Source organism: Leptospira ainlahdjerensis, assembly GCF_016919175.1.
Lineage (GTDB): Bacteria > Spirochaetota > Leptospiria > Leptospirales > Leptospiraceae > Leptospira > Leptospira ainlahdjerensis.
This window is the reverse complement of record NZ_JAFFPU010000048.1, coordinates 1-21116: the sequence shown is the minus strand read 5'-3', so window position 1 is coordinate 21116 and position 21116 is coordinate 1. Positions and strand designations below refer to the sequence as shown.

Genomic DNA, 21116 nt, shown 5'->3' with positions numbered 1-21116 from the left:
TTGTCTCTAAACTCAAGGACCGACGCCCATAAGATATTCGCGGATCTCTATCGTAAACAGAGAAGCCCAGAACATCAGGAGCAGATCGACGAAGTCATTCAAAAGTCGAACGATATCTTTATACGAATCGATTTGATGAAGAAGGTCGACGAAGACTTTGAGAAAAAAAAGCAGGAAGACAATAAGAAGACAGACGAAGAAGACAAGTCCAAAAGAAGTTCTGAAAAAACCTCCGCCTCCGTAAGAACCTCCCCAAAACAGAGCCAACAAAAAAAGAACGACCCTGCGGCCTCCGCCGCCGGAATCGGTTTTCTGGCAAACCTCTTCGGAGGAAACGCGGCGATCAATAAATTCGCTAAGGACACCGGAACGATCGATGTCGGTTTTCTCGGAAGAAAGTTGCAAATCGCTCCCGGAGTCCAGAATCTTTTCAAATTCTTAAAAGAAGATCAGATCATCGCGACAATTCAGGCTCTCCGATTTTGTGAACAACAAGGCTGGAGATACTGGAAACCTCTCGTTTATAACGTTGTATTAAACTTCAATAAACTTCTAAACAGCATCATATCTTTGGACAGTTTATTCATCGATCAGATCTCGCCCGAAATCTTTCTCAACCGTGCAACTAAATTAGAACTTTATTATGCACGACATCTGAGCCGGGAAGATTCGAAAGATATCATCATGACCCAGGTTCCGGAACTCATCCGAAAAGACGAAAAACTCGTCCCGAGAATGCCTCAGATAATGGCCGGCCTCAACTACGGTCTAAATCTCGAAAACGGAAGACCGAGGATGACGGACGCGATTCGAGCCTTTCATATCGTCGCGACCAAGAGAATGATCTCTTGGGAAGAAATCGTTCAACAACTCAATGTCCCTCCTATCAACGAAACGAAATTCCAAGGTTCTTCCGATATCATCAAAGAGGTGGAAACGACTTTGATCCGATTGGCGGATGATATCCAAACCAGACTCAATCGAAAAGAAGAACTTCAGAACCTAAGAGAAAGATATTTTAAAATCGACGATAAAGGAAGAATGAACTTCGACTTTCTAAATCAAATCGTCGACGATTACTTTGAAAATCACGTTCCGGAAAATATGCAGTCCGCTTCAATCAAATCGGCGTTCAAAGGAACTCCTCACAAATTGATGTATCTTCTGCTTCGCGATTTTCAGGCTTCTTACGCTCCGATTTTAGAAGGGACCGTAAAGATCGGAAGTAAAAATCAAAGCCGTGACGTGATCATCATGCTTCCGGGACTTTTCAAAAGTGATATCGAACAGATCAACAACCTACTCCGTCTTTTGGATGCTTTCAATAAAAAGTATCCGAGCTTTCAGTATAGTTTTGCGACTTACAACGAACATACAACTTCCAGTACCGGAGTCGAAGATCAGATCACTCAAAATCTTTTAAAGTTGCTCGGAGACGCGGCGGGTTTTATGGGGAAGTTTGCGGAAAAGCTCAATATTCTCGTGGAAAACCACCTTTTAGCAAGACAATACGAGACAGCAGGAAAATTAAACGATCGAGTGTTGGTCTCCAAAGAAAAAGTGATCGAAGAAATCAAAATTCTACATAGATTTATTCCTTATTACGATTCTACAGTAGTTTCCGGAAATCGTCTCAACGGAAAAACTTTGGATTTCGTCTTTTTGGAAATGGCAAAACTTCTCTACAACTACGCAGTGATCTACAAAGATAAACCTACGATCACAAAACTTACCCTGCACAAAAAAATCGATACGGAACTAACATCCCTGATGAAAGAATACGAAAGACTCGCCGGAAAAGAATACGAAACAACAAGAATGGAGGAAGCATGAGGATTCTCACAGGAGTCCAGCCCTCCGGAAAACTTCACTTAGGAAATTTTTTCTCCGTCATTCGAAAACTAAAAGAATACCAAGATACGACGGACCTCTATTGTTTCGTCGCAGACTTACATTCCTTAACCACGTTCTCATCCAAAGAAAAGCAAAAAGAAAACACATACAACGCAGTTTGCGATTTTCTCGCTTTGGGAATCGATTCCGAAAAAAGCACGTTCTGGCTTCAATCCTCCGTGCCGGATGTGACCGAACTGACTTGGTATTTGAGTCATTTCATTTCCGTAAATCATCTGGAGTTAGCGCATTCTTATAAGGATAAGATAGCAAAAGGTTTTCATCCAAGAGGTGGACTTTTCTTCTATCCGGTTCTGATGGCGGCCGATATCCTCGGTTTCGATGGCGATCGGGTCCCCGTAGGAAAGGATCAGAAACAACACTTAGAATACGCGAGAGATATCGCTTCCACCTTCAACCGGGAAGTAGGGAACGTATTTAAGATTCCGGAACCTGAGATCGACGAAGCCACTGCGCTTGTCCCCGGGACCGACGGTCAAAAAATGTCAAAGTCGTATGGAAACACGATCAACTTTTTCGATTCGGAAAAAGAACTTAAGAAATCTATAATGTCGATTATGACGGACTCTGCGGGCGTGGACGAGGCCAAGGATCCGGATAAAAGTCACATCTTCGCGATTCATTCTTTATTCTTAGATACAAAGGGAAAGGAAGAATTAAGAAATAAATTTCTGACTCCTGGAACCGGCTACGGAGACCTCAAAAAACAACTTCTCCAAGACACGTTAGACTACTTTGCTCCGTATAGAAAGGAAAGAGAAAAGATCGGAGCCGATCAGAGCTTTGTTGAAAGCGCGCTCAAAAAAGGAAAAGAAAAAGCGCAGAAAACGATCACCGGGGTTTTGGATCGAGTTCGAAAAGAATTGGGAATGTATCGTTTTTAAAAAGCGGGGATGCCCCTTTTTTATTTGCAAACTCAAATTTCATTAGAGAATCCGCCATCCGAGAGGAATGATCGATTCCACCAGCGACCTGAAATTTCCTTACCTCCCTTGAAGAATATCTCTGAAAAGAGATCCATCTCTAAGGAAATTTTTATAGAAGCTCCTACAAAAACGGAGGAAACCTTTTTACTTGCAAAGATAAGATTTTTCTGATAGAGAAAAATCACCCGATTTTTTCCGCTACCCGGGCCCCTCGACCGAATTCAGCATACCTTACCCACAAGTTGGGAGAGATATACAACAAGAAGCGTCCTTAGACAAGGGTTTTGTAGGAATTCCTACATGAGAATTTTTTCTTGCGAAAAGTTTGTTTTTGTGATAGAAGAAAATTTCCGAGGTTTTCCCGCCACCACTCCCCTCCACCCGCGATTTTCACGGAAGGGCGTCGTAACTAGGACAGATTCTTCTTACAATACTATATTTTTGTGGGCTGAACAATTCAGGTTCTTTGCCGTTGTAAGCCCAAAAATATTACTGGCCATCTGTTTCGACAATTTTCCAATCCTAATTTTTTTTTTTGCCCAAAACCGCCACGCTCCAACATTTCTCGGAACCGATTCGGGTATGGGAAAACACATTCGCAATTGGCAGCCTTGTTCTTCTTTTTCTAAATTCTCCTTTGGAACCTTGATCGGGATTTGTATCCAGCTGATATTTCCGGAAACTTCCTTGTTATGGATCGGAATCCTTCTTTTCTTCGTTTCGGGCAGCCACTTCCTCAAAAAACGATTTCAGATTTCTGAATATATAATTTTTGGAATATTCTTTCTTCTATTAGCGACGACTCTTTGTCCCGAACGTTTCCAAAGAGAAACGGGGAATCAGACATTTTCCTTTTCCAGAAAAAATCTTTTTGGAAAAACGGAAACCTTCTTTCAAGATCGTTTCCGGGAAAGAATTTTACGGAATCTCAAAGAAGCTGGCCTGGAAAAAAATACAAATCGAATCGCCCTAGGACTTGTTTTTGGAGAAGCAAAACAACTCTCAAAAGATTTTAAGCAAAAAGCCAAAGAAGGAGGAATTTTACATCTTTTCGCGGCTTCGGGACTTCATCTGGGAATTCTTATGGGAGTTCAATTCCGTCTTCTCAATCTTTTTCCGATCCTCGGTTACTCGGCTCCGAGGATATTCCCTCTTCTTACAGGTTTTCTCTATTTATCAGCCTTAGGTTATCCTGTCTCCCTAACGAGAGCTTGGATCTTTGCGGGAATCCTTTTGGTCCAGGGGTTGTTTTTCAGAAAACTACGGCCTATCGACCTTCTTCTCTGTTCGGCTTGGATACTTTGGATCTGGGATCCTCCTCGTTTTTATTCGGTTTCTTTTTGTCTTTCTTTCGGAGCCGTCTCGGGAATTTTTTTATTCTCTTATCCGATAAAATTATCACTCGACTTTATTTCGACTGATAATTCATTTCTTACTTTTTTCAAAGAAAACTTAACCGTTTCTTTTTCCGCAGGCTTGGGAACCATGCCCGTTCTTCTCTTTTCTTTCGGCGCATTCAGTTTTGGATCGATTCTTCTCAATCTCGTAGTCGTTCCGTTAGCCGGAATTTTACTTCCAATCCTTTATCTTTCTCTGATCCTTCACGAGACAAGAATTCGTTTTCTTTTGGAATCCTCTTGGTCCGTAACTGAATTCTTAATCCAAATTCTTTTTTATCTTTCCAATACTCTTTCCAAACCTCTCGGATTTTATAAAGAAATGGGAGACGCTCTCTGGCTCGGAATCGCAGGTTGGGCCATCCTTTCTTTCTCCGTAATTTTCTTTGCGGTCTTTCTCGAAAAAAACTTTCTTAGAAAAAAAGAATCTCAGGATCCATTTCAAAATATTCAAAATAAAGAATATACCTTTAATCCGGAAACAAGAATGTTCTCAAAAAAATCCTATTCTTATTTTTGTATCCTTTTCTTCTTAGGAATTTTTGGAATCCACTTTTTTCTCTACAAGGCGCCGGACCAATTTCCTCAACAGAATAGGATCGTAAACAACCGGTTCTTTTTTCTTCTTAGAAACGGAGATTCCCTCTTCTTCTCCGGAAAATGTAAGTACGCGAACAAAAAGATCGCGAATGTGTTTCGAACTTCAAAACGTCTTTACTGCGATTCTTTAGAAGGAGAATTCTTAAAAAAAATCCACGTGGACGACGAGTCTTGTCTCACTTGGGCTTTTCTCTGCGCTCAAGAATCCTCAAAACCGGAATTATTTTACGCAGGCAGAGATGTCGATCTTTGGAACCTTGTTAGCCGTATTCCACTCAAAAAATCGGATCCGATCCGCGAAATTCAGCTTCCGGGCGATTCTAAGATTCTATTCTTTCATACAAAAAAAGATTCTCTTTCTCAGCTTGCTCAAAAGACAAAATCGGGCCAGGGTTGGATTCTTTTGGAAACTCCTTATGGCAGCACAGATCGTGCGGAAGTCTGGAATCAAAATCGAAAACTGCTTGGGCTTTCGGAGAGTTGGTTGTTTCTGGAGAAAGATGAGCTCCAGAGAATACCCCTTTCGAAAAGTTTCTGAAATTCGGAAATTTCTGGAATCCAAGTCTTCGGCCCCATTGAAAAAATGGGGACAAAATTTTCTCATCGATCCGAACGCGATTGAAATCATTCTCTCCGGTTTGAGCGAGGATGTTCTTTCGTCAATTGATCGGATTTTGGAAATCGGTCCCGGACTCGGCGCGATCTCACATGGACTTTTGGAGTTTCAAAAACCGGTAACACTTTTTGAAATCGATCCGGTCTATGCGGCTTGGTTGCGCGATTATCTGCCCGAGTTCGAACTCAGAGAAGGCGACGCGCTCGGCTTTCTTCCGGAATATTCAAATCAAAAGGTTTATCTTTTCGGAAATCTTCCCTATTACATTTCTTCCGAACTTACTTTGAGCGCCGTGAAAAATCTGAAAGGACTTGTGGGCGCAACCTTCTTGGTTCAGAAAGAATTTGCAAAAAGAATCTCGAAGGAAGCGTCTTCGATTCAATTCTATTTATCCGCTTACGGAAGCTGGAAACTCAAAAAAGATATCAAGGCTGGCGCTTTTTATCCAAGACCCAACGTGGATTCTTCCGTTTTAGAATACAGAGCCAAACCCGCGTTTGGCGACGAGTTCGGATTTATTGCCCTCGAATGTCTTTGTAGAATGGCCTTCTGGGGAAAACGTAAAAAATTGACTTCTTCGTTTCGGGACGCGCCGATTACTTCTCTTCCTCTCGAAGTACAATCCTCCAAGAATTTTTCGGAAGAATCGTTTCGCACCGAATGTTTCAAGGCTTTAGAAAACGCCAAGATCGAAGCGGACAAAAGACCGGAAGAATTAAAACCGAACGACTTTCACGAGGCCGCAAAATCGCTTTCGATCTTTGTGAAAGAATTGTTAAAAAAGAATTCTTAGGACTTCTTATTAAAATCCTGATATTCCTTCAAAATTTTCTTCGTAAATTCGGAGAATTCTTCCTCTTTCTTAAATCCGAAATGTTGCAGAACGGAAGTTTGAATCAAAGAATAATCAGCAAGTCCCTGAGAAATATCGATGATCATATCGGAAAGATATATCGTAAAAACGGCGTCTTGAAATTCTTTTTTTACAAGAAGAGGTCGATGATGCATCTCTGCCGAAACTCGGATCGTATCCGAGAAATTCCACTTTTCACAGATCATTCCTCCCAAAGTTGTATGAGAAATTCCTAATGCGGCTTCCTCCAAAGTCAGAGGCGAAGGAAAGGAACGGTTCCCGAGCAAATCCGAAATTTTAGCTGAGATCTCGGGCTCTAAGGAAAGAAGAATCACTCGGCCTACGTCGTGCAAAAGGGCCGCACAAACCAGAACGGTGACGGTTTGTTTTTTCCATTCCATTCTTTCTCCCAACCTTCTGCAGATAAACGCGGAAAGGCTGGAACGTTCCCAGATCGCCTCAAATTCTTTATAACGTTCTTCTAATATTTTTTTGGTTCCTAAACTCAGAAGAATGTTGTTTAACTCGGACAAACCGATCACCTTGATCGCGTCGTCTAAGTTTTCAACCCTCGCCCTCTGACTGAACGAAGCCGAGTTTGCCAACTTGAGAATGTTCGTAGAAAGAGAAACGTCCCTTCCTACGAGTTCGGTGATACTCTGAATCGAAGAATCCGGTTTGTTGATCAGACTCATGATCTGATTGATATTGTCCGGAAAGGTGGGAAGCGTATCCACTTCGGAAAGAATCTCTCCCGTTTTCTGAAGATTGATATTTCGTTTTTTAAAACCGAACGGAATTTTAATATAAGCGGAAGTAACGCCGTCTTCGGATTTGATTCTATAAGAATCCCCTTCGATCCCTTCGTTTTTTAACATCAACAAGGACATCGCGAGACCGAGTCCCGCGCCCTCGGATTCGTCTCCGTGATTTTCAAAAACTTCGGAAAGATCGTTGTATGTGTGGGCTTTCGAAATTCTTTCCTGAACTCTTTGATCTTCTTCGGGAAGAATACCTACGTTGTTCGCGACCTTTAGTAAAAAACTATTCTGATTAAAACCGAACGTGATCAAAACGTGAAGACCCTTCTCTTCAAGGCGGTCCGTATAAATATCTTTTTTAGAAATCAGTTCCGATTTGAATTTTTCCATTCCGATCAGATATTGATTCGGATCTGTGATATCCAAACCCGCTTCTTGGAAAATCACCCTCTTTTGATTTGCCTTTTCCGCGTTCATGATCGTTTCTCTTAAGATGGAAAAGATACATTCTCGAAGAGAAGTAATATCCAAATACTGAAGATAGCGATCCAGAAGAAAGCTGATGATCTTATCGATGTTGCGATTGAGATGGGTGATTCTAAGATAAAGAGGGTTAAGCGACTCGATGGGAACGTTGAGATTCTTGACGGAAAGGTAATAACCTTCCTTTTCGTAATGATACCATTGAATCTTCATTTACCGATTTCCAAAATCCAATCCGGCTGACAAAACGTCAACTCAAGGTAGAATTATGACTCTTTAGAGATTTGTCAATCGGTACTTTTCGATCAGAGTTCTTTCCTGTCCAGAACAACTTTTCCAAGACCCAAAGAGAGAATAATCCAAACTCCCATCTGCGCCAAGGAATATTCCCCGTAATAGTGAACCTGAGAAAGACTCTTCGCGAGAAGAGAACTCGAAAAGAAAAAGATCGTTCCTTCCTGAGGAAGAATCCAATAGATCACTTCCAGAATCTGCTTTTTCAAATCCGTGGTTTGTACCAGACTCGCGGCAGCTTGCTCATAGATGAACAGATCCAGAAACGTGGAAAAAATCAGAACTGCCAGACCGCCAAAAAAAGCCGCATTCTTCCCGAAAGATAAAACGAGTAAAAATCCGAAAACGATCAAAAAGTAAAAAACCGGAAACATCGTAATACAAGCTTTCAAAAGATCCCAGGAAAAAATTCCTCCGGATAACTGCTGTTTGACGAGATAGGTTCCGATCAAAAAAACCGCGTTGGCTAAAACAAGAAGAAAAACTCCGAACGATTTTCCCAAAAGATACGTTAACGAAGAAACCGGCCTGGAAAGGACCGGGAGATAGGTTTTGTTTTCCAATTCTTCTCCCAAAAGAGAGACGGGTAAAAACAAAGCGAGGACCGTATTCCAAAAAGCGAAAAAGAGAAACACGATATAGATCTGAAAATTCGGATTTCCGGATTGGTCTTCTCCGCCGACCTGAATATCGCAGCTGAAGTTAAAAAATAAAAAAAGCGCTGATATTATAAAAATGAAATATACGATTCTTTTCCGAAGAGTTTCTCTCAAAGTCAAAAACGCGACTGAAAAAACTTTCGGAATTTGATCTTGAATCCAGGAAAGTTTATTCATGATTTCCTCCAGTGACTCTCAGGAAAACTTCTTCCAAGGATTCCGTGATTCTTTCATACTTTAGAATGTTGGCTCCAAGAGCTACGAGTTCCGCCGGAATTTTTCTGAGATCGATTTCGTTCGTAGGAAGGAATTCGATCTGATTCTCCGTAATTTTTTGCTCGGAAGAAATTTTACGGATATAAGAATCCAACTCCGAGGAAACGGATTCCACTTTTACAAGAATTCGATTCTTTCCTTCTTTCAAGGATTCAAGCGGACCGATCGCGGCGAGAGTTCCGAGATTGAGAATTCCGATCTCATGACAGACTTTTTCCACTTCCAAAAGTCTATGAGAATTGAGTAATACGGTAGTTCCCTTTGTTTTGTTTTCTTCCACGAGAGTTTCCCGGAAATCGATATATCCTTTCGGATCCAGTCCGGATCCGGGTTCGTCCAAAATCAAAAGTTCGGGATCGCCGATCAGAGCGGATGCGAGCCCGAGTCTTTGCAACATCCCTTTCGAATAACCGGAAACTTTTTTGGAACCGGCATCCGCGATTCCGGTTTTTTCCAAAAGTGCCTTGGACTTTTTTCGGATCTCGGAACTTCGGATTCCGGCTAACTTTCCGCTGAAGGTTAGAAATTCTTCTCCCGTCAAAAAGCCGGGAATCGAAACCTTTTCGGGAAGATATCCGATTCTTTTCCGTAGAACCGGGGAAAACGGAAGTCCAAAGAGATGAAAGCTTCCTGCGGTTTGTTTAGAAAATCCCATGAGAATTCGAACCAAGCTGGTTTTTCCGGCGCCGTTCGGACCTAAAAGTCCGAAGACCGATCCCTTCGGTACTCGAAAGGAGATTCCTTTGAGAGCGTTTTGTTCTTTGTATTTTTTTTGAATGGAATCGATTTCAATTGCAAATTCGGACATGCGCTTTTCCTTGGAATCAGAGCCTTTTCTAACAAACCTGTCTACGGGGTCCAGAACCTTTAAGTTCTCTAAAAGAATCCCGTTGAGAGCAAAAGTTAAGAATATATAGAACGGTTGGACCTTTTTTGCAAACGAAGGTTCCAGCAGGAGAAGGCTCGATGATTTTTGGGAATTCGTTCCCGGTCAATCCTCTGAAAACATGAAAATAATTATCGCAAGACACGGAGAAGCGGAACCAATTTCTCCTGACGGCACGGACCGATCCAGACCTCTGACGCCGAAGGGAGTCGTCGACGTTCAGAAGATGGCCCGATTCTTTCAAGTCGGTTTTAAAGTCACAAAAATCTATCACAGTCCTTATCGAAGAACGACCGACACTGCGAAAATTTATACGGACATTCTCCATCCGGAACAAGAAACGGAATCCTTAGAGGATTTAGAAGCGGGACAAGATATGTCTCGAGTTTGCCCTTTGATCAAAAGTTTTTCCAACTCGGACACGATTCTCATTGTCGGCCATAGTCCGGATGTTTCCATCTTTGCCGAAAAACTTTTAGGAATCGGAGGTGTTGGTAAAAGTTTTCTTTTTTCTCCCGGTTCCGCGTTGGCAGTGAACGTACCGAGAGAGAAATTTCTGGACGGACAAATCATCTGGTTTCTTTGTCCGGACTTTCTCTGTTAAAGGTCTTCTCTTTTTTCAGTTTACAGAAGAGCCTTTTCCAAAATTCTTACAGTTATATTTAAGAATCGGGGTGTAGCGCAGTGGTAGCGCACTTCTCTGGGGGGGAAGGGGTCGCTGGTTCGAATCCAGTCACTCCGAGATTCTTTTTAAAACGTTTTCGATTTCATTCTCACAACCCGCGGTTCGATAAAAAGAACGAATCGCCCCCTCTCTCGAAGATCCTTCTCCGGTTTGCAAAACGGTAATCACTGAATATTCTTTCGGAAGATCTTTCGTCCAACGTTCCCAAATACTTTGTTTCTTTTCTAAAAAGCCCAAAAACCAAAACGCTCCACCGAGAGATCCGGTCTTTCCGAATACTTTCGAATTTTGAGAATCGCATTCGGACCAATAAGCGGATTCCTTCCAGAACTGAAACGTCTTTGAAGAAATACCTCTCGAACGACCTTCGTCTTTTAAGAAGGAAACGAGAAAGTTATGTTGTGCTTCCGGAGATTTTTCGATCGAAGGAGAAAGATAAAGATTCTTCCGATTCAAGAACGGATTTTTATAAACTTCCGTAACAAATCCGATTCGTATTAGAAAATCCTGAAGTTCTTCATAACGTTTCGGATCTTCTTCCAAGAACGAAAGAAAAAAAGAATTGGAAGAATACAACATCGCTTCCCGGAGATTCAGAGTTCGAGGAGAATGAGGAATGTGTTTTTCGGAACTTACTTTTCGAAAATTAGGATAAACTAAATTCTTTTCGATTAGAAAAAGAGCGATCCAGTATTTGAAGGTAGAAGCGGGTGTGAAGTTTTGTTTGAGAAGAATCCTCTCCCCTGTGATGGAGGGAGAGGAATCAATGAAGTGTGAGAATAGTGTAATTTCCTTAGAATGAATCTCTCCGGCGGAAACTAAAGACCAGAGAGTAAGAAATAGAATTTTGCTCCAGCGCAAAGAAACTTATTTCTTAATGAAATGATTCAGAATGTTGTCTCGGATCTCTTCGAACCGAACCAATCCCCAAGCAAGATTTACTTTCAATTTGAGGGCGTTGTCGCTCATGTCTTTTTCGCCCTGAGCTTTGAGCTGATCGAATCTTTCTTCGATCTTTTCCTTTCCCTCGTTTAAATCATCCACTAGTTTGTCGAAAATCTCGCGGGAAGTCTGAACTGCGCCGATCCCGGCATTGATTATGTCGTTTAATTTGTTTTTTTCCATACAGCAACCTCTCAGTTCGTATTAGAGGATCTCTTTTGCTATTTTTATGCACTGCACAAAAATAGCAAACATTTTTTTAAGTTTTTTCCTTGCCTGACCTCAAAGTTTCCGGGAATCTTTTAAAAATTTAAAAATAGGGAGTTCAAACGGCCATTGGTGGTGTAGGAGTTCCTGCGGGAGAGAAGATCGACTTTCGCTTGCAAAATTATGATTTTCTGATAGAGGAAAGTCTCCCAAGTTTTTCCGCCCCCCACCCCTCCACCCAAAATCAGGGCGGGGCGCGCGACTTTTACGGAAATCAGTCGTATCTCCGACGATCCAGCTTGAAATCCAAATCATCTTCTTCTGGGGAAATACACACCAGTTTCGCGAAAATCGGACCGTAAGACAATATGAAACAGCTTTCTTTTCTAAAACAAATCCTTCTCTGTGGGAACTCCCTCAGTTTCCGAAATACAGTGATGCTTCTTTTGATTCTTACCCTTCTCCATTGTGGGGTCGACATCAAGTCGGTCGGCCCGTCCGGGGCGGCGTGCACTCGGATGGAAGGGCTTCCCGGTCCGGAAGACCTGGCCTTAGACGCGGAAGAAAAGATTCTTTATGTCTCCAGCCACGAAAGAAGAACTTCTAATCAGACTGGAAAGATCTTTTGGATCGACCTCAAAAACTCTTCGGTTCCGAAAGAACTTCCCGTGCAATTTCCTCCGGAGTTCCGACCTCACGGGATGAGCCTTCTCAAAACAAAGGATGTCTACCGTCTTTACGTGATCTCCCACCCCGCTCTTTATAAAACACATACCATAGAAATTTTTGAACGGAAGGGAAAGGAATGGTCGCATGTAGGAACTCTCTCCGATCCTTCGATTACGAGTCCGAACGATCTTCACGCGGTTTCAGAAAACGAAATTTACGTTTCCAATGATCACGGCTCCGGCGGATTCTTTCGTTATCTTTTTTGGGACGATCTTTTCAGATTCAAACGCGCGGACATCGCGTATTACGACGGAAAAACTTGGTCCAGCCTGAACAGTCCTCTCTTTTACGGAAACGGAATTCTTTATACGAAGAATTCTCAAGGAAAAGAAATCCTCTATAGAGCAGGCTTCGCAGATCGAAGCGTCTATCGTTATCCGATCGAGAGAACCGACGGCAAACCGGTTCTTGGTCCCGCGGAAAAAATCTTTTTAGATTCGGGAACTGACAACTTGGAACTGGATTCTAAGGGAAGAATTTTTGTGGTCGGACACGGATCCACTTATCAATTCGTAAGACACATGTTGAACGCGGATTATCACGCTCCGACCCAGGTATTTAGAATTTCCGAAGACGGAAGTTTTCAGGAAGTTTTTGCAACACAAGGGGATTTGATCTCAGCTGGAAGCACCGCGATTCCATTTGAAGGAAGGCTTTACGTGGCTCAGGTATTCAATCCATTCATTCTCAATTGTGAATATAATAACAATTGAATTCTATTTAAAATAGATTTTTCGAATCGTGTCTGCGTAGACGGTTCCCATCAAATCGTAACCGGTAGGATTCGGATGAATCGGATCGATCTGGGGATACAAGGGAATCGTCTTTTCCGTTTCGAGAAAGATGGTTTCCATATCCGCAATCAGATAACGAGAACCGAGACTTCTCAAGTAAGGATTGATCTGGAGAATATTGGCTCGATATCCGGGCTGAATCGTAGGAGGTAAAACGGTCACAAGAATCGCCGCGTTACTCGCCTTCTGAATGGAATTTAGAAGAATCTCGTAGTTTCCGGGAAACTGATCAAGCGGATAACTGGAAACGTCGTTGGTCCCCAATTCTAAGATCAAAAGATTTTGCTGTTCCGTAAGGGCCGTTCCGATCACGTCGTTCCAACCGGGAACCGATCTTCCCGAAACTGAATAATCAGTTACCGTAAATCTTGTTCCCAACTTTTCTCTCAAACCGAAACCATCCGATCTCTGAGAAAGAGAATCTCCGATGATTCCTACTTTCAAGAGCGGACCCACAAGGGGTAAAAGAGCGGAAAGACCTTGTGGATCCGATTCTTTTCGCACGCAGGATTGGAAGAAAAAAACAAAAGCAATCGTTCCAAAAAGAATTTTTTGAATCCGGAAAGAATTCATTTCTTTTTCCGAAGATAGATCTCAGCCTGAGCGCGGACTAACTTTCGAGTTGTCGAGGGAGAAACGGAAACATTCTTTTTGTAAAAAGAAGATGAATTCTCCTTCAAATACAAGTCGACGGTTTCGTTTCGTTTTGTTCCTTCGCTGAATACAAAGGTATCGATGGAATCCAAGGTTCCCAAAAACATTTCCGGTGGCACGGGCAATTCTCCCGGAATGAATTCTAAGATTTGTTGATTCGGGTATTTTTCTCTGAGATAAAAATACGGATCGGGAATCGCCTGTAGATAAACTTTTTTAGAATATTTCAGTTCCGTCGCGACTTCTTCCGAAAACTTTTTTCCAAGATCAAATTCAGGATTCACAAATCCTACTTTTCGATACGCGAGAAAGAGAACGATCAGGTTGCAAAACAGAAGCCCAGAACCCGTGTAGACCACCCTCTTTCGATCCGAATCTTCCAAGAGAATTCCGCCTAACGCAGAAATCGGAATCGTAAGATACATCACATAATAAAATTCAGTCGAAAGAAAAAGAAAAGCGAGCGTTCCTAAAATCCAAACGAAAAGGAAAAGAAAACGTTCTTTCTTTTCTTTCAAAAGTCTTCGATTGATTCCGATTCCCGCCAAAAGAAAAATATAAAAAAGAATTCTAACTCCCGGATTTTCATATCCTCCGATGAGAATTTTGATCTTTGTGATCATGGAAAAGACCGAAAAGAGTTCTTTCTTTCTTCCGAATTGTAATCCGAATTGAAATAAGAATAGGTCCAACTTCGGAAAAAACCAAAGGATCCAAACGATCAACGGAATCGTTCCGCCCAGCCAAAACCAAGGAGAGATCAAAGATCTTCTTCTCCAGAGAAGATAAACAGATGGAATTCCAAAGACGGCGCCGAAAGGATGAGAAAGAAAAGACAGCCCGAGCAAAACTCCGGCGGCCGCGCCCTCGACCCAACTTACTTTCACGGTTGATTCTTCTAAAGCGCTTCGAACCAAAAAAAACAGACTTCCTAATGCAAAGAATAGACAGAGGGCTTCCATTCTCGCCATCATTCCCACTCGCAAAAAAAGGAGATCGGTCGCGAGCAAAAGACAAGAGAAAAGGGCTGAAAAAGAGGAGAAACCGATTCTTTTTAAAATTCCATATAAGATAAGAATCGAAAACGCGGCCGTTACAGAGGTTAAAAGACGCAATCCTTCGAGACCCGGCAAAACGTATTTCATCCAGAATCCGCCGGTGAGAAAATAAAGCGGAGGCATCCACAACGTAATCTCTTCCATTCCCGGAATCAGACCTTCCAATACATTCGTCCTCAGAGTTCCAAAACTTGCAAAATCCTGAGAAGGAGAATAGAAAAGAACTTCGTCCGGCCAAACCGGAGGAAATTCCATTCGATCGTTCTGAGGAACCCAGACAAAAACAAACGCTAAGAGAAACAGCAGCGCCAGAGGAACCGCGTTAGGAGGAATGAGCTTGGAAAGAAATTTCCGGGACATAGACCCGAGGGGAAATCCGGGAAAAATTCCCGGACCTTAGGTTAGCGAATCGAGAGCCGCGCTTTCTGTTTCGTAGACTTCAAACAGATCCAGCAGTTCGACCACGTCGAATACTTTTTTTACGGGAGGAGTGATACAACAAAGTTTCAACTTCCTTCCTTGCTTTTCCAACTCGCGCACCATACCTACAAAGATACGAATTCCGGAGGAGGAGATGTATGAAATATTTTCCAGGTTTATTAAGATATCACCCTGGCCGGACTGAACATCATCCAGTAATTTTGCTTCCACTTCGTCTGAATGTCCGATATCCAGCCTTCCATTGAGCGCAACTAGAGTATGCTTACCGATCTTTTTCGTCTTGATTTCCAAAGATGGCTTCCTTTTGGAGAATTAGGACTAAATTAAGCTTTCAGAACGCGTTTACAACTCATTTTTAAGCTCCAATGTCTATAATTTCTTCTATGGAAAATATTTTTACCGGGTCAGACTTTCCGTTTTTCCCGATCAATTTATAGGTCGCCCTTCGAGTCTTATATCCGAGATAGAAGGAAATGTACGCGATTGAAATACCGCGTTTAAACATTCTTACAGCTATGGTTCTTCGAATGATCGGGAAGGTGATTTCAATTCCCGTTTTGAGTTCTATCTTTTGAAGAAGTTTTTGTATCGTCCTTCTATGAAGTTTTCCTTTTTTTCCGGGAAACAGTAACTCTTCCGATTTTTTGTTTTTGAGAGCGGCGTAAAAATCTTTTAACAAACAACCGGGGATTACCATAATACGATCTTCCACTCCGTTTAATCCACAAATTCTTAATATTCGATTTTCGATGTCCACGTCCTCCACGCGGATGGAAATCAATTCCTCGGGCCTCAATCCGAGAGAAAATAAAATTCGGATCCAAGTATAGTGGTTCGGATTACTTCTGCAAGCGTCTCTGAGACGTTCTATTTCGGAATCGCAGAGGATTTTTCCGGATTCCAGATTCTGCAAATTTTCTCTTCCTATGGTCATTGGCAACAAACCTCCTTCTTAGATTCGGAAACATTTGCCAGAAGAGTAAAAAATATGACAAACAAAAAATAAAAATGTAAAATTAGTTCAAACTCCGATCCAATAACATAGTATAATTTTTGAATATTCAATATTCATTAATTATTCTGAATTGGAATATTCAAAAGAGATTTGGGCCGGAGGAAAATGTCCCACAAAGTCTGAAGAACGGAAATTCTTCCGGGATCGTTCTTCATCACGAATGAACTCAAAATCCATTTTTCAAACATTGGAACGGATCCATTTCGTTTGTCGGAGAAAGTTTAAAGGTCGTATTGAAAAGGAAGGCCTAAACGTAAAAAAGGACTCAAAGGTAAAATTCTCTTTTATAAACAGTAACAAACTGACTTTCATATCCTCTGCCGCTTCTAATCTTTAACATTTAATTTATAATCAAGGTATGAATTGTTTTAAATTTACAATCAATCATGGATCAAAAAGAGGTTTATCTTAGAATTTGATCCAATTCCTTTTCGGAAAGTTTAGAGCCCGCGTCAAAAAAACATTGTAAGAGTTCCTACAAAATCCTTACATTTCGCGATTCTTTGGTTTTGGAGGGATCGTTTTCCATGATTGAAAACGCAGGAGTTCCCACAGTTTCCAGGTTTTGAAACAAGCTCTTAAATTTCTTTCTCATTGTTCCCTTGGTTGAAAAAGAAGCATTCAATTCACTTCCACTCGATTCAACTCATCCAGTTCCACTTTCCAGGATTGTACGATTTGAACGATCACATCCAAAACGGCTGGATCCGGAGAATCATAAGAATCGGCCGCAAAGGAATCGACCGTATCGAAACCTTGGATCGCACTCAGAGAATTTTTTTCCATCTTCGCACGAAAAACTTCGAACTCTTCAATCGATTCCGTCGGTGAATTCTTAACATAATATGGTTTTATGATACTGACTCGAATACTTTCGATCGGAAGATTTTTCAGAGTCTGCAATAAGCGAAAGGAAAGAAGTGCAATCTCCAATTTCATCCTTTCCTTATATTCTTTTTGCCCCAAAAAAGTGAGCGCGGAATTCCCACCCACAGCTAGAGTAACACTCACCGAACCCGATCCTGAAATATCACTCGGAGAAATTTCGATTTCCTTCAGTCGATCTCCCAAAAGAAGGAAAGAAGCCTGACGAATTTTTTCTTCTACGGGAATTTGTTTATCGGATAATATCTTCTGCACTTGGTCCTTCGGACTCGGCTTACAAGCGACCCAGGAAAAAAGGATGCATAAAACAAGCATAGGGTGAAACACCCTATATACAAAATGAACTGTCTCGAAAACTGGATTTTGATTTCCAAAGCGATTCAGAATTTTATCGTAGAAGTACAACCGTTCATTCTTCATGGAAAAACCTCCTTCGTTTTTTTTGGTTCAACGGACTCTTTGATTTTATTGGATCCACCCGTTTTTTGCAAGCTTTTAGCTGATTTTCAAGGTTCCCGACCGCCAAACATGAGTTTGATTCGACGATTCGGCAAGATCAACGTCGACGATAAAGTGTTTTCCCGGTCCAAGAACTACTTCTTGGAGGGATTTTTTATCCAAAATCGTTTCTTCTTTGGAAACAAATTATTTCAATTTAACGGTTCGATTCCTGCAGTTTCATTCTGAAGATGTTTCATTTTTTTTGGATTGTTTTTTTAAAAAATGATCTAACCCGATTTTTTTTCTGTAATTTTAATTAGGTGATTTCGTCTCAAGTAAATGTATGAAACCAAAAAAAATCTCGAACGACGATCTTGAGTCCCTGGTAACAGGAGTAAAATCTCAATCCATTGAAGCAGTGGGGAATTATTTATATAAAGGATTCAGAATACAGGTAAGTAAGTACAATCTTTCCGGCGCAGAAAGAGTTCAACTCCTGTATCAAAGAAGAAGAAACAACGGCCTTTGTATCGTTTGCGGAACTAAAGTCGGCAAGAAAAATCCTTCTTCCGGCAAACTCTACAGACTCTGCGAACATCACAGGAAAACAATCGACAAGAAAAAGTAATCAACCTTTTCGGCAATTCTGCAGATAATCTTTAATAGGGGAATTCTTCCTCGGGAGATTATCTTGCAGACCAAGGGTTTTTACGTTTTTATACTTTTATTTGTTTTCAGTTGGTTTTCGTCTTCAAATTCTCTTCTTTCCGAGGCAAGCCCTCTCCAAGAAACCCAAGCACAAAATCTTCTTAGAATCGCAGAAGAAGCTTATAAGGATCGCAAGTTTCATAGATCGATAGAAGAAATTAAAAGTTTTCTAATTCTTTACCCTTCCAGCAAGTTCAAATCCAAGGCCTATCAGGTTCTCAAGAACAACTATTCCAGACTGGGGCGCCCCGAAAAAATCCTCGAGATCAGCCTCCACCAATACTCGGAAGAACCCACTTCTACGCAAGGTTTGAACGCGTTTTTCGAAGCAGGAAAACTCTATCTTGAGATCGGAGAAGAAAATAAGGCAAAAGAGGTTTTCAAATCGATTTGTACACAGTCTTTTTCAAGAGAACTCGCGGAAAAAGCCTCCTTGGAGCTCTCAGAACGGGAGATTTTGAGCGGATCAAAGACGGAAATCTTAGAATGTGGAGAAAAGTAGCCCTTTTTTTGGAGATTGGATTCCTAAAATCCGATAATGAAAACAGTTGAACTCTGATTTTCAAAAAAAATACTAACCCAACAGCATGTCCACAGGCATCTTCCAAATCGTAAACTTTCAAAAGGGCTCCTACATTATCGTAGAGGGAAAAAAAGATTCGCCTAGCTTCTTTATTATCCGCGAGGGTAAGGTAAAAATAGGACGTGAAAACCCAGTAGTCGGAGAAGACCCGAATTCCGTCCAAGGGCCCGGAGACTTCTTTGGAGTTGTGGCGGCTATGAGCCAACACGCTCAGATCGAGTCCGCAGTCGCGCTCACCGACGTCTCCGTAATCGAAGTGAGCTACGATCAGTTCGGAACCCTCATTCAGAGAAATACTCCCGTAGCGATGAAAATCATCCGCTACTTCTCGATGAAACTTCGACAGTTCGACCAGACGATCACTCGTTTGACCTTCCGATCCGCAGTGGAAGAAGATCCGAACGAACTCTATAATATCGGGGAAAACTACTTCAATCAGAAGAATAACCCGCACGCAGCTTACGCATTTCAGAAATATCTTCAATACCTTCCGAACGGTCCGTTTGCAACCCAGGCAAAACTAAAACTGCAGACGATGAATCAGCCGATGCAATCGGCTCCGATCGATCTCACGAAGTTCAACCGGATGTATGCGGACAACGAGATGATCTTCTGTGAACACGAACCTGGAAGAGAATTGTATATCATTCAGAATGGAAAGGTGAAAATCACCAAGATCGTGGATAAGAACGAGGTATTGCTCGCAGTTCTTCAGAATGGGGATATTTTCGGGGAAATGGCGCTTTTGGACAATAAACCGAGATCCGCTTCCGCGATCGCTTGGGGCCAAGTTCAACTTCTCGCCATCAACAAAGCTAACTTCGAAGGAATGGTGAAGGCTCAGCCTCAATTGGCAACTCGTCTGATCACTCTTCTTTCGGAAAGAATTTGGACAGCTTATAAACAACTTGCAAATTTAATGATCAACGATCCTCAGGGAAGAATCGCGGATACTCTTCTCACTTTGGTTGAGAAGAATCGAATCAAAATCACCCCGAAGGTTTCGTATAACTTTGAGATTGGTACAAAAGACTTAATCAAAATGGTGGGTCTCTCGTATCCAAAAGATGAGAATTTGGTTCTCGATCTTCTTACTAAGAATAAGTGGATCAAACTGGATCAGGGAAAACTCAGTTGTACGGATTTAGTCGAACTGGAAAAGTTAGTTCATATTTATAGAAAAAAATCCCAGATGGAAAACAAACTCAAGAAAAGAGCATAACGCGTCTTTCCTAGATTGGAATGGCTTCCCCAAAAAAATCATCAAAGTCTTCGAGTTCCGGAAAAACCTCTTCCAAGAAACTTGAAGACAGAGACTCTCGAATCAAAAAAGCTACAAACTGGCTTCGTAAACAAGACTCCATCACAAAAGCTCTGATCGATTCCGTCGGTCCGTGCAATTTACGGACGATCGGTTCTCCGTATCAGGTTCTCATCAAATCGGTGTTAGGGCAACAACTCTCGACAAAGGTAGCGCTTACTTTTGAAAAGAGATTAATTTCTCTCGCAGAAACCAAAAAGATACCTCCTCCCGAAAAAATTCTTCAGATTTCCATCGAGGATTTGAGAAAGATCGGCGTCTCTCAGGCTAAAACGGAAACGATCAAAAGAGTCGCAGAAGCGTATCAAAGCCGGGTCATCTCCGATTCTAAACTTCATAAATTAGAAGATGCGAATGTTCTGGAGCTTCTCTGTTCTCTGAAAGGTGTCGGACCTTGGACGGCGGAAATGGTTTTGATCTTTGCGCTCGATCGCTGGGATCATTTTTCGATCAACGATCTAATTCTTCGGAAGTCCGTGGAGAAACACTATGGAATTTCAAAAGACAACAAGAAAGAAATTCAAGAATTTCTAAAGTCTTTCTCTCCCTATCGGACGATCCTTTCCTGGTATCTCTGGGCGGACGTCGATGGAGGCGAAGGCTGGGGTTAAACGATTCAGACTATAGCGGGAAGATTCTATTCGGAAAGACAAGTCTGAATAGTTTTTTTTTGCGGGAACTCTTAGAAAACTAAATGGAAAACTTTTACGTGCGAAAATAAGATTTTTCTGATAGAGAAATGTCTCTCGCTTTTTTCCCGCGCGGACCCTCCCCACCCGATTTGCATGACCTTTCTCGGAAGTTGGGAGGAACTAGGACGAGACTCCTCCTTTTTGTAGGAGCTCCTACATGGGGATTTGTGTTTGCAAAAAGTATGATTTTCTGATAAAGGAAAATCTCCCGATTTTTCCTGTCCCCACGCACTACTGAACTATTATAAACGCAGATAAAACAAGACTAAAAAGTATAAAAAAATATCTAAAAACGA

The 21116-nt window shown here is 41.7% G+C and carries 20 protein-coding genes and 1 tRNA gene; 11 read left to right on the top strand and 10 right to left on the bottom strand.

What is annotated here, in order from left to right; all coding sequences use genetic code 11:
* The 4 genes from JWG45_RS13875 to rsmA all read left to right on the top strand — a co-directional run bounded on the left by JWG45_RS13875 (window position 1) and on the right by rsmA (window position 6246).
* Window positions 1–1833 (top strand): hypothetical protein, encoded by a 1833-nt coding sequence (locus JWG45_RS13875; RefSeq protein WP_205280294.1) that lies wholly within the window; start codon window positions 1–3, stop codon window positions 1831–1833.
* Window positions 1830–2798, top strand: coding sequence for a tryptophan--tRNA ligase (gene trpS / locus JWG45_RS13870; RefSeq protein WP_205280293.1), 969 nt, complete (start codon window positions 1830–1832; stop codon window positions 2796–2798). Before JWG45_RS13875 ends, trpS begins: the two co-directional genes overlap by 4 nt.
* Window positions 2799–3422: 624 nt before the next feature.
* Entirely contained in the window at window positions 3423–5375 is a 1953-nt protein-coding gene (locus tag JWG45_RS13865) for a ComEC/Rec2 family competence protein (protein ID WP_205280292.1), read from the top strand.
* A complete protein-coding gene (gene rsmA, locus JWG45_RS13860; RefSeq protein ID WP_205280291.1) occupies window positions 5338–6246 on the top strand; it encodes a 16S rRNA (adenine(1518)-N(6)/adenine(1519)-N(6))-dimethyltransferase RsmA in 909 nt (302 codons plus the stop codon). The genes JWG45_RS13865 and rsmA overlap by 38 nt, the downstream gene beginning before the upstream one ends.
* On the opposite strand, the gene JWG45_RS13855 is transcribed toward rsmA, so the two are convergent.
* The 3 genes from JWG45_RS13855 to JWG45_RS13845 form a co-directional block, all read right to left on the bottom strand.
* Window positions 6243–7763 carry an HDOD domain-containing protein gene (locus JWG45_RS13855; protein WP_205280290.1) on the bottom strand — a complete coding sequence of 507 codons (1521 nt, stop codon included), beginning with the start codon at window positions 7761–7763 and terminating at the stop codon, window positions 6243–6245. The two genes, rsmA and JWG45_RS13855, sit on opposite strands and share 4 nt — an antisense overlap.
* 92 nt (window positions 7764–7855) lie before the next feature.
* Window positions 7856–8680 (bottom strand): ABC transporter permease, encoded by an 825-nt coding sequence (locus JWG45_RS13850; protein WP_205280289.1) that lies wholly within the window; start codon window positions 8678–8680, stop codon window positions 7856–7858.
* Window positions 8673–9587, bottom strand: a complete 915-nt coding sequence (locus JWG45_RS13845; protein WP_205280288.1) for an ABC transporter ATP-binding protein — start codon at window positions 9585–9587, stop codon at window positions 8673–8675. The genes JWG45_RS13850 and JWG45_RS13845 overlap by 8 nt, the downstream gene beginning before the upstream one ends.
* Window positions 9588–9786: 199 nt before the next feature.
* Here JWG45_RS13845 and sixA point away from each other — a divergent pair, with 199 nt between their 5' ends.
* Both sixA and JWG45_RS13835 read left to right on the top strand, forming a co-directional pair.
* Window positions 9787–10269, top strand: coding sequence for a phosphohistidine phosphatase SixA (gene sixA / locus JWG45_RS13840; RefSeq protein ID WP_205280287.1), 483 nt, complete (start codon window positions 9787–9789; stop codon window positions 10267–10269).
* Between the two features lie 66 nt (window positions 10270–10335).
* Window positions 10336–10407: transfer RNA gene (locus tag JWG45_RS13835), tRNA-Pro, on the top strand.
* Here the strand turns inward: JWG45_RS13835 and JWG45_RS13830 are convergent.
* On the bottom strand, window positions 10399–11211 hold the full coding sequence (locus JWG45_RS13830) for a penicillin-binding transpeptidase domain-containing protein (protein ID WP_205280286.1): 813 nt from the start codon (window positions 11209–11211) through the stop codon (window positions 10399–10401). The genes JWG45_RS13835 and JWG45_RS13830 overlap by 9 nt on opposite strands.
* A 6-nt stretch (window positions 11212–11217) precedes the next feature.
* A complete protein-coding gene (locus JWG45_RS13825; RefSeq protein WP_205280285.1) occupies window positions 11218–11475 on the bottom strand; it encodes an LIMLP_16025 family protein in 258 nt (85 codons plus the stop codon).
* 392 nt (window positions 11476–11867) lie between these two features.
* On the opposite strand from JWG45_RS13825, the gene JWG45_RS13820 reads away from it, so the two are divergent.
* The gene (locus JWG45_RS13820) at window positions 11868–12941 is read left to right on the top strand and encodes an SMP-30/gluconolactonase/LRE family protein (RefSeq protein WP_205280284.1); all 1074 of its coding nucleotides are present in this window, start codon (window positions 11868–11870) and stop codon (window positions 12939–12941) included.
* A gap of 3 nt (window positions 12942–12944) precedes the next feature.
* On the opposite strand, the gene JWG45_RS13815 is transcribed toward JWG45_RS13820, so the two are convergent.
* The 5 genes from JWG45_RS13815 to JWG45_RS13795 form a co-directional block, all read right to left on the bottom strand.
* The gene (locus tag JWG45_RS13815) at window positions 12945–13595 is read right to left on the bottom strand and encodes an SGNH/GDSL hydrolase family protein (RefSeq protein ID WP_205280283.1); all 651 of its coding nucleotides are present in this window, start codon (window positions 13593–13595) and stop codon (window positions 12945–12947) included.
* Complete coding sequence (locus JWG45_RS13810) at window positions 13592–14989, bottom strand: ArnT family glycosyltransferase (protein WP_232380695.1); 1398 nt, start codon at window positions 14987–14989, stop codon at window positions 13592–13594. Before JWG45_RS13810 ends, JWG45_RS13815 begins: the two co-directional genes overlap by 4 nt.
* Window positions 14990–15130: 141 nt before the next feature.
* On the bottom strand, window positions 15131–15466 hold the full coding sequence (locus tag JWG45_RS13805) for an STAS domain-containing protein (protein WP_069606080.1): 336 nt from the start codon (window positions 15464–15466) through the stop codon (window positions 15131–15133).
* Between the two features lie 64 nt (window positions 15467–15530).
* Window positions 15531–16109 (bottom strand): tyrosine-type recombinase/integrase, encoded by a 579-nt coding sequence (locus JWG45_RS13800; RefSeq protein WP_205280281.1) that lies wholly within the window; start codon window positions 16107–16109, stop codon window positions 15531–15533.
* Window positions 16110–16811: 702 nt separating this feature from the next.
* Entirely contained in the window at window positions 16812–17390 is a 579-nt protein-coding gene (locus tag JWG45_RS13795; protein WP_408611634.1) for a hypothetical protein, read from the bottom strand.
* A 469-nt stretch (window positions 17391–17859) separates the two neighbouring features.
* On the opposite strand from JWG45_RS13795, the gene JWG45_RS13790 reads away from it, so the two are divergent.
* The 4 genes from JWG45_RS13790 (at window position 17860) to JWG45_RS13775 (ending at window position 20739) form a co-directional block, all read left to right on the top strand.
* The gene (locus JWG45_RS13790) at window positions 17860–18144 is read left to right on the top strand and encodes an LIC10235 family protein (RefSeq protein WP_205280279.1); all 285 of its coding nucleotides are present in this window, start codon (window positions 17860–17862) and stop codon (window positions 18142–18144) included.
* Between the two features lie 63 nt (window positions 18145–18207).
* A complete protein-coding gene (locus JWG45_RS13785; RefSeq protein WP_205280278.1) occupies window positions 18208–18726 on the top strand; it encodes a tetratricopeptide repeat protein in 519 nt (172 codons plus the stop codon).
* A gap of 85 nt (window positions 18727–18811) precedes the next feature.
* Window positions 18812–20029: a cyclic nucleotide-binding domain-containing protein gene (locus JWG45_RS13780; protein WP_069606076.1), complete on the top strand. Its 1218-nt coding sequence runs from the start codon at window positions 18812–18814 to the stop codon at window positions 20027–20029.
* A gap of 20 nt (window positions 20030–20049) precedes the next feature.
* On the top strand, window positions 20050–20739 hold the full coding sequence (locus JWG45_RS13775; protein WP_205280277.1) for a DNA-3-methyladenine glycosylase family protein: 690 nt from the start codon (window positions 20050–20052) through the stop codon (window positions 20737–20739).
* Window positions 20740–21116 lie beyond the last annotated feature (377 nt).